Source organism: Streptomyces sp. NRRL S-31, assembly GCF_000718775.1.
Taxonomy (GTDB): Bacteria; Actinomycetota; Actinomycetes; order Streptomycetales; family Streptomycetaceae; genus Streptomyces.
Window position 1 is genome coordinate 1 of record NZ_JOCB01000316.1, and the last position, 205, is coordinate 205.

Sequence of the window (205 nt, forward strand, 5' to 3'; positions counted from 1 at the left end):
GCTGATACCGAACGCCGACACACCGGCACGGCGGGGACGCCCCGTCTCCGGCCACGGCCGGGCCTCGGTCAACAGCGAGACACGACCCGCCGACCAGTCGACATGCGAGGTCGGCGCGTCCACATGCAGCGTCCGCGGCAACTGCCCGTGCCGCATCGCCATCACCATCTTGATCACACCCGCCACACCCGCCGCCGCCTGCGTG

Annotated in this window: 1 protein-coding gene; it reads right to left on the reverse strand. The window is 71.7% G+C overall.

All coding sequences use genetic code 11. From position 1 onward, the window contains the following. Positions 1-205 (reverse strand): hypothetical protein (locus IF37_RS43260; RefSeq protein WP_367647157.1); only part of this gene is annotated, 205 nt, incomplete at both ends.